The organism is Rhodoferax sp. (genome assembly GCF_011391645.1).
Taxonomy (GTDB): Bacteria; Pseudomonadota; Gammaproteobacteria; order Burkholderiales; family Burkholderiaceae_C; genus Rhodoferax.
Genome location: NZ_JAABQC010000119.1, coordinates 1 through 7,496, shown reverse-complemented (window position 1 = coordinate 7,496; position 7,496 = coordinate 1). Strand labels below are relative to the sequence as shown.

The window sequence follows — 7,496 nt, the reverse complement described above, 5'->3', positions numbered from 1 at the left end:
CGAGGTCTCGCCGGGTTTCAAGGTCAATATGTGGGGCTACAACGGCCAAAGCCCGGGCCCGACCATCGAGGTGGTTGAAGGCGACCGCGTGCGCATTTTTGTGACCAACAAGTTGCCCGAGCACACCACCATCCACTGGCACGGCCAGCGCCTACCCTGCGGCATGGACGGTGTCGGCGGACTCACGCAACCCGCCATTCCGGTGGGCAAGACCTTTGTCTACGAATTCGAGGCGCGCCGCCCCGGCACTTTCATGTACCACCCGCACGCCGATGAAATGGTGCAAATGGCCATGGGCATGATGGGCATGTGGGTGACCCACCCCAAAACCAGCCACCCGCACATCAGCGACGTGGACCGGGACTTCTGTTTTTTGCTGAACGCGTTTGACGTCGAGCCCGGCAGCAAAACGCCCAAGATCAACACCATGCTTGACTTCAACATCTGGTGCTGGAACAGCCGCGTGTTCCCGGCCATCGACACCTTGAACGTGCGACTGAATGACCGCGTGCGCATCCGGGTGGGTAACCTCACCATGACCAACCACCCGATCCACCTGCACGGCCATGAGTTTCTGGTCACCGGCACCGACGGTGGCCCGACCCCGCCCAGCACCCGCTGGTACGAGGTCACCACCGATGTGGCGGTGGGCCAAATGCGCCAGATCGAGCTAATCGCCGACGAAGAAGGCGACTGGGCCATGCACTGCCACAAAAGCCACCACACCATGAACGCCATGGGCCACGACGTGCCGACCATGATCGGTGTGGACCACCGTGGCCTGGTGAAAAAAATCCAGAAAGTCGCGCCCGACTACATGCTGATGGGTGAACGCGGCATGGCCGACATGGGCGACATGCAGATGCCCATCCCCGACAACACGGCGCCCATGATGACCGGCACCGGCCAGTTCGGGCCGCTGGAAATGGGCGGCATGTTCACCGTGTTCAAGGTGCGCAAAGACCAGAAACCGGGCGACTACAAGGATCCTGGCCCGTACAAGTACCCTGAAGGCACCGTTGCGCACGAATGGACTGGTGCACCGCTCGCTACGGTCAGGCCCAAAGGAAGCGCAGACACAGCAACTGGCACAGCCAACGCGGTCAAGCCCCATGGCTCTGCCATGAAACACTGATCTCAGCACATATTTCTCGATCCCTCAACCAATCCGACCAGTCGACAATGAACCTTCACATGCACATCACCAAAACCCTGATCGTGTCCGCCATGCTTGCAGCCTCTGCAGCCTCATTTGCGCATAGCGAAAAAGAGCATGCCAAAGGCGCCACACCCATGAAAATGGAACAAAAGGAATGGGGCATTGGCGGCCACTCGAACGCGGTAAAGCGCACCGTGGAGATCCGCATGACAGACAACATGCGCTTCACGCCCGATCTCGTCGAGGTCAAACAGGGCGAGACGATCCGGTTCATGCACTTCAACAACGGCAAGGTGATGCACGAGTTCGTCCTGGGCACCAAGAAAGAACTCGATGAGCACGCTGTGCTGATGAAGAGGTTTCCCAACATGGAGCACGATGAGCCTTACATGGCGCACGTGGCGCCGGGCAAAACAGGCGAGATCGTCTGGAACTTCAACAAGGTCGGTGAGTTCGACTTCGCCTGCCTGCTGCCGGGCCACTACGAAGCAGGCATGGTCGGCAAGATCAAGGTCGTTGCCAAATAAGCAGCCCCCCTCACTACATCCCAAACCTGACACGACATCATGAAAACACACACACAGACCGTGGCGCAACTTCTCGCTGGCGCCGCACTTTCGCTGTCTTTGCCCGTGATGGCACAGGCAAGCGCTGACCACAGCAACATGGGAATGAACCACGACAAGATGGGCATGGCGTCAGCGCCTGACATGGCCGATGGCGAGGTCCGCAAGATCGACAAGGAAACCGGCAAGATCACCCTGCGCCATGGCGAGATCAAACACCTGGACATGCCACCCATGACCATGGTGTTTGTGGCCAAAGACAAGGCCATGCTCGACAAGGTCAAAACCGGCGACAAAGTGCGCTTCATGACGATTCACGAAAACGGCCAGATGATCGTCACCGAGCTGCAGCCCAGATAACAAAAATGTCATCTGGCGGTCAGCTGGGTGTCGGGCGCATGCGGGCAAACTGCGACGGTACTTTTTTACCACCTTCAGCCACAGGAAAAGCCGCATGAAAGCTCTTTTGACACCCGTCTTGATCACCCTTTCCTTTGGCCTGGCCGCCCCTGCCATGGCCCAGACCGACCACAGCATGCACGGCATGCCTGCCGCCAAACCGGCAGCCACAGCCAAGCCAGCCACTGCCGCCGCCGATGCGGCCATGGGTGACGGCCTGGTCAAAAAAGTCGATAAATCCAAAGGCACAGTGACGCTGGCGCACGGCGCCCTGCCCAACGGCATGCCGCCCATGACCATGGCCTACAAGGTGAAAGACGCGGCCTGGCTTGATCAATTGAAGGCCGGCCAAAAAATCCGCTTTGCCACCGACCCCGCCGATGGTGGCATGACGGTCACGCGGTATGAGTTGGTGAAATAAGTCGCCTGCCTTGACACCTCGCTGACCCTCCTTGCCATGAAACCAAGGCATCGCGGCGAGGGCGCCGCTCCTACAGTCGATCCCTGCCACTTGTGGGATTCACGCCATGACAAACACAACTGACGCCCGCTGGACTCTGGTTTTTGGCGCCTGGCTGATCGCCACACTGGCCACACTGGGCGCCTTGTTCATGAGCGAGGTCATGGGTTTTGCGCCCTGCGTGCTGTGCTGGTGGCAGCGCATTTTCATGTTCCCGCTGGTGTTGATTTTGGCCTTGGGCCTGTTCCCGCTGGACCCCAAGGTGACGCGTTACGCGCTGCCGCTGGCCACTATTGGCCTGCTGGTGGCCGGGTTTCATGTCTTGCTCACGATGGGCATCGTCCCGGAAACCCTGGCACCGTGCCGCGAGGGCATTCCCTGCAAAACCATCCAGGTTGAGTGGTTTGGTTTTGTCACGATTCCCCTGCTTTCTTTTCTGGCTTTTCTAACCGTCACTGGCTTGCTGCTGGCAAGCGCCACCAAGTCTTCCAAATGAAACAAAAAAATATCTTTATCGCCGCTGCTGCCTTGCTGATCCTGGCCTTTTCCGGGGGTGCCTTCTTTTATAAACAACAGCAAGCGGAAGCAGCCGCGCAACGCGTCAAGCAAAACATGGCGACGCTGGTGCGCGCCGATGCGCCAAGTTTTGGCGACGCCAATGCGCCTGTGCATATTGTTGAGTTCTTTGACCCGGCCTGTGGCACTTGCCGCGAGTTTTACCCCCTGGTCAAGGCCATGATGACAGCCAACCCTGGCAAGATTCGTTTATCGTTGCGCTACGCACCATTTCATGCCGGCTCTGATGCCGTGGTCCGGGTGCTGGAAGCGTCACGCAAGCAGGGCAAGTTCGAAGCCACACTCGAAGCCCTGTTCGCCCGCCAGGACGACTGGGTGATCAACCATACCGCCAACGTCCAGTTGATCGGTCCGCTGCTGGCGCCACTGGGCATGGACCTGGCCCAACTGCAAAACGATGCCAATGCGCCAGAGGTGACCACGATGATTGCGCGCGACCTGGCGGACGCCAAAACCTTGAACGTCACCATGACCCCCGAATACTTCGTCAACGGCAAACCGCTGCCCAAGTTCGGCTTTAAAGAGCTGAAAGCGCTGGTGGACGAAGCGCTCGCCAGCGCCAAGTAGGCTCACCATGAAAAACGTTTTACAGGCCACCGCACTTGCCGCGCTGCTGGTTTTGGGCAGCCCTGCCCGGGCGCTGGCACAGGAAGCCGTGCCCGGCGCCACCACAGAGAGCTTGCTGACACTGGCCAGGGAGCGCAATCCGGAATACGCCAGCATGCGCGACGAGGCGCAGGCGGCCAGCGAGCGCGTGACAATGGCAGGCGCCTTGATGGACCCCAAGTTTCGGATCGAGTGGATGGACATCACCAAAATGGGAGAACAAAACCCAACGCTGTGGCCCGGCGATGTTGGCAGAACCGAATACACCCTGATGCAGGACCTGCCCTGGTTTGGCAAGCGTGACATCAAGAAAAACATCGCCGCGCAAGAAGCGCTGGTCAGCCAGGGCAGATCGCAGGGTACTTGGGCCGAATTGGCGGCCAAAGTCAAGACCACGCACGCACAGCGCTATTTTCTGCTGCACACCCAAGCCCTCACGCGCGAGCTGCTCGACCTGACCCAACGTCTGGCCAGCGTGGCGCAGGTGCGCTACGCCTCCGGCCTGGCGATGCAGCAGGAGGCCATTCGTGCGCAGGTGGAGCAAACCGCCATGCAGACCGAGCTGCTGGCGCAGGCGGGTGAGTCGCGTCAGGCCGATGCCCGCCTGAATGCGCTGTTGGCGAGGCCGTCGAACGCACCACTGGCACCGCCGGAACGGCTGCGCCCCGTGCCCACTGGCGCCCGGCTCGACGCTGACGCGCTGATGGTGCGTGTGCGCCAAAGCAACCCCCAGTTGTTTACTGAAGCGAGCCGCATCCGATCTGCCGAGCTTGGGCGCGACCTGAGCCTGAAAAATCGCTACCCCGACTTCACGCTGTCTGTCACGCCCACCCAGGTGCAAAGCCGCATTGCCGAGTGGAGCTTGATGCTGGAGCTCAACCTGCCGCTGCAACAGGATTCGCGCCGTGCCCAGGAGCGCGAGGCCCAGGCGATGCTGTCGGCAGCGCAATCGCGCCGCGAAGCCACTGCCAACCAGGTGATGGCCGACCTGTCAGAGAACCTGGCCGGCATGGAGACCGCGCTGCGCACCGAACGGCTAATCCAGACCAGCCTGCTGCCGCAGGCCGAGCTGACGCTGCAGGCGGCACTGGCAAGTTATGAAAACGGCCGGCTCGACTTTGCCACCATGCTGGACGCCCAGCGCCAGGTGCGCCAGGCCCGGCAAAGCCGCCTCAAGGCGCAGCTGGAAGCCCAGATGCGGCTGGCTGAAATTGAAAAACTGGTGGGAGAAGACTTATGAAGACAGGTACCGGATGGATGATCGGCGCGGCGCTTGTCGCGTTGGCTGGCGCGGGCGGTTATTACGCTGGCACGCGTGGCCATGCCGGCAGTGCGCCTGACCCGGCCGGGGCGTCAACGGCAGCGCCCTCCGGCGCAGGCGACACAGCAGCCCAGCCTGAGAAAAAACTTCTCTATTACCGTAACCCGATGGGTCTGCCCGATACCTCGCCCACGCCCAAGAAAGACCCGATGGGCATGGACTACATCGCGGTTTATGCCGGCGGCGCCGATGAAGAACCCACACCGGCCAACCAGATCAGGATCAGCACCGAGAAAGTGCAAAAGCTCGGCGTGCGCACCGAGGCGGCACAACTGCGGCTGCTCAACAGATCAGTGCGTGCCTCGGGCCGCATCGAGCCCGACGAGCGACGCACGGTTGCCATTTCACCCAAGTTTGAAGGCTATGTGGAGCGCCTGCATGTCAACGTGACCGGCCAAGCGGTGGGCAAGGGTCAGCCGCTGTTTGAGGTGTACAGCCCCGAGCTGGTCTCGGCCCAGCGCGAATACGCCATTGCCGTGCAGGGCGTGAGCAGCCTGAAGGACGCGGGTAGCCAGGCGCAGGCAGGCATGCAGCAACTCGCCGATGCCAGCTTGCAGCGACTGCGCAACTGGGACATTTCCGAGGCGCAGATCAAGGCACTGACCGACTCGGGCGCCACCACCCGCACGCTCACTTTCCGCTCACCCGTGAGCGGCATCGTGATGGAGAAGAAAGCACTGCAGGGCATGCGCTTCATGCCCGGCGAGGCGCTGTACCAGATCGCTGATCTGTCGAGCGTCTGGGTGATTGCCGACGTCTTTGAACAAGACATCGGGCTGGTCAAGAACGGCACCCAGGCCACGGTGAGCATCAATGCCTATCCCGGCAAAATCTTCTCTGGCCGGGTCACTTATGTCTATCCCACCCTCAGCGCCGAGACCCGTACCGTGCCGGTGCGGGTGGAGCTGGCCAACCCTGGCGGGCTGCTCAAACCCGGCATGTTTGCCCAGGTGGAACTGCCGGTGGGCGCCCGGGGCAAGGTGGTCACGGTGCCCCTGTCAGCGGTGATCGACAGTGGCACGCGCCAGATCGTTCTGATCGACCAGGGGGGCGGCCGTTTCGAGTCGCGCCAAGTCAAACTGGGCGCGCGCAGCGATACCCATGTGGAGGTGCTTGACGGCGTGGATGACGGTGAACCCGTGGTGGTGGCTGCCAACTTTTTGATCGATGCCGAGAGCAACTTGAAGGCCGCACTGGACGGCCTGGGCAGCGCTGCACCCGCCGCCGCGCCAGCAGCCGCAGCAGCCAAAACTGTCGGCCACCAGACCACCGGCACCGTGGACGGCGTGGATCTGAAGGAGGGCACCATCAGCATGAGCCACGCGCCCGTTCCCAGCCTCAAGTGGCCGGCCATGACGATGGAGTTCAAGGCCGCCAACCCGGCCTTGCTGCAGGCGCTCAAACCCGGAGCCAAGGTGGACTTCGAGTTTGTCGAGCGCGCGCCTGGTGAGTGGGTCATCACCAGCATCAAGCCCTGATCATGCTTTCCAACATCATCGGCTGGTCCGGCCGCAACCCCTTTCTGGTGCTGCTGAGCACCCTGTTCATCATCGCGGCGGGCGTTTTTTCGGTGTTGCGCACGCCCATTGATGCGCTGCCCGACCTGTCGGACGTGCAGGTCATCGTCTACACCGACTACCCCGGTCAGGCACCGCAGGTGGTGGAGGATCAGGTCACTTACCCGCTCACCACAGCCATGCTGTCGGTGCCCAAGTCACGGGTGGTGCGTGGTTTCTCGTTCTTTGGCGCGTCGTTTGTCTACATCATCTTTGAGGACGGCACCGACATCTACTGGGCCCGCTCGCGGGTGCTGGAGTACCTGAATTCGGCCGCCGGGCGCATGCCCCGGGGAGTCACGCCTGGAATAGGCCCGGACGCCACCGGCGTGGGCTGGGTTTACCAGTACGCGCTGCTGGCCAAAGACAAGACCCTGGCTGAGCTGCGCAGCATCCAGGACTGGTATGTGCGCTACCAGCTGACCAAGGCGCACGGCGTGGCCGAAGTGGCTTCGATCGGCGGCTTTGTGCAGACCTACCAGGTCACGGTGGACCCGGTCAAGTTGCGCGCCTACGGCATCCCGCTGATGAAGGTTGGCCAGGTGATTCGCGACTCGAACCGCGACGTGGGCGGGCGCGCCATCGAGATGGCCGAGACCGAGTACATGGTGCGCGGCAAGGGTTACCTGCGGGGCATCAGCGACATCGAGATGCTGGTGGTCAAGGCCGACCAGGGCACGCCAGTGTTGATCCGCGACATCGCCCGCGTCGAGCTGGTACCCGACGAGCGCCGCGGCCTGACCGAACTCAACGGCGAGGGCGAAGTGGTGTCGGGCATCGCCATGGCGCGTTATGGCGAAAACGCGCTGGAGGTGATTGCCAACGTCAAGGAAAAGATTGCCGAGATCGGCCC

At 61.7% G+C, this 7,496-nt stretch carries 9 protein-coding genes; all 9 read left to right on the top strand.

Annotated features, from left to right (window positions below; translation table 11 throughout):
- Positions 1–1,135, top strand: a 1,135-nt coding sequence (locus tag GPS82_RS12585) for a copper oxidase (protein WP_296495244.1), incomplete at its 5' end; no start/stop codon positions are given.
- A 59-nt stretch (positions 1,136–1,194) separates the two neighbouring features.
- Positions 1,195–1,686 carry a cupredoxin family protein gene (locus GPS82_RS12580; RefSeq protein ID WP_296495242.1) on the top strand — a complete coding sequence of 164 codons (492 nt, stop codon included), beginning with the start codon at positions 1,195–1,197 and terminating at the stop codon, positions 1,684–1,686.
- Positions 1,687–1,725: 39 nt separating this feature from the next.
- Positions 1,726–2,085, top strand: coding sequence for a copper-binding protein (locus GPS82_RS12575; RefSeq protein WP_296495241.1), 360 nt, complete (start codon positions 1,726–1,728; stop codon positions 2,083–2,085).
- A gap of 94 nt (positions 2,086–2,179) precedes the next feature.
- Positions 2,180–2,545, top strand: coding sequence for a copper-binding protein (locus tag GPS82_RS12570; protein WP_296495239.1), 366 nt, complete (start codon positions 2,180–2,182; stop codon positions 2,543–2,545).
- Between the two features lie 106 nt (positions 2,546–2,651).
- Positions 2,652–3,080 (top strand): disulfide bond formation protein B, encoded by a 429-nt coding sequence (locus GPS82_RS12565; protein WP_296495237.1) that lies wholly within the window; start codon positions 2,652–2,654, stop codon positions 3,078–3,080.
- The gene (locus GPS82_RS12560) at positions 3,077–3,727 is read left to right on the top strand and encodes a thioredoxin domain-containing protein (protein ID WP_296495235.1); all 651 of its coding nucleotides are present in this window, start codon (positions 3,077–3,079) and stop codon (positions 3,725–3,727) included. The genes GPS82_RS12565 and GPS82_RS12560 overlap by 4 nt, the downstream gene beginning before the upstream one ends.
- Positions 3,728–3,734: 7 nt before the next feature.
- Positions 3,735–5,006 (top strand): TolC family protein, encoded by a 1,272-nt coding sequence (locus GPS82_RS12555; RefSeq protein WP_296495233.1) that lies wholly within the window; start codon positions 3,735–3,737, stop codon positions 5,004–5,006.
- Positions 5,003–6,565, top strand: a complete 1,563-nt coding sequence (locus tag GPS82_RS12550; protein WP_296495231.1) for an efflux RND transporter periplasmic adaptor subunit — start codon at positions 5,003–5,005, stop codon at positions 6,563–6,565. The genes GPS82_RS12555 and GPS82_RS12550 overlap by 4 nt, the downstream gene beginning before the upstream one ends.
- A 2-nt stretch (positions 6,566–6,567) precedes the next feature.
- On the top strand, positions 6,568–7,496 hold a 929-nt coding region (locus GPS82_RS12545), incomplete at its 3' end, for an efflux RND transporter permease subunit (RefSeq protein WP_296495229.1).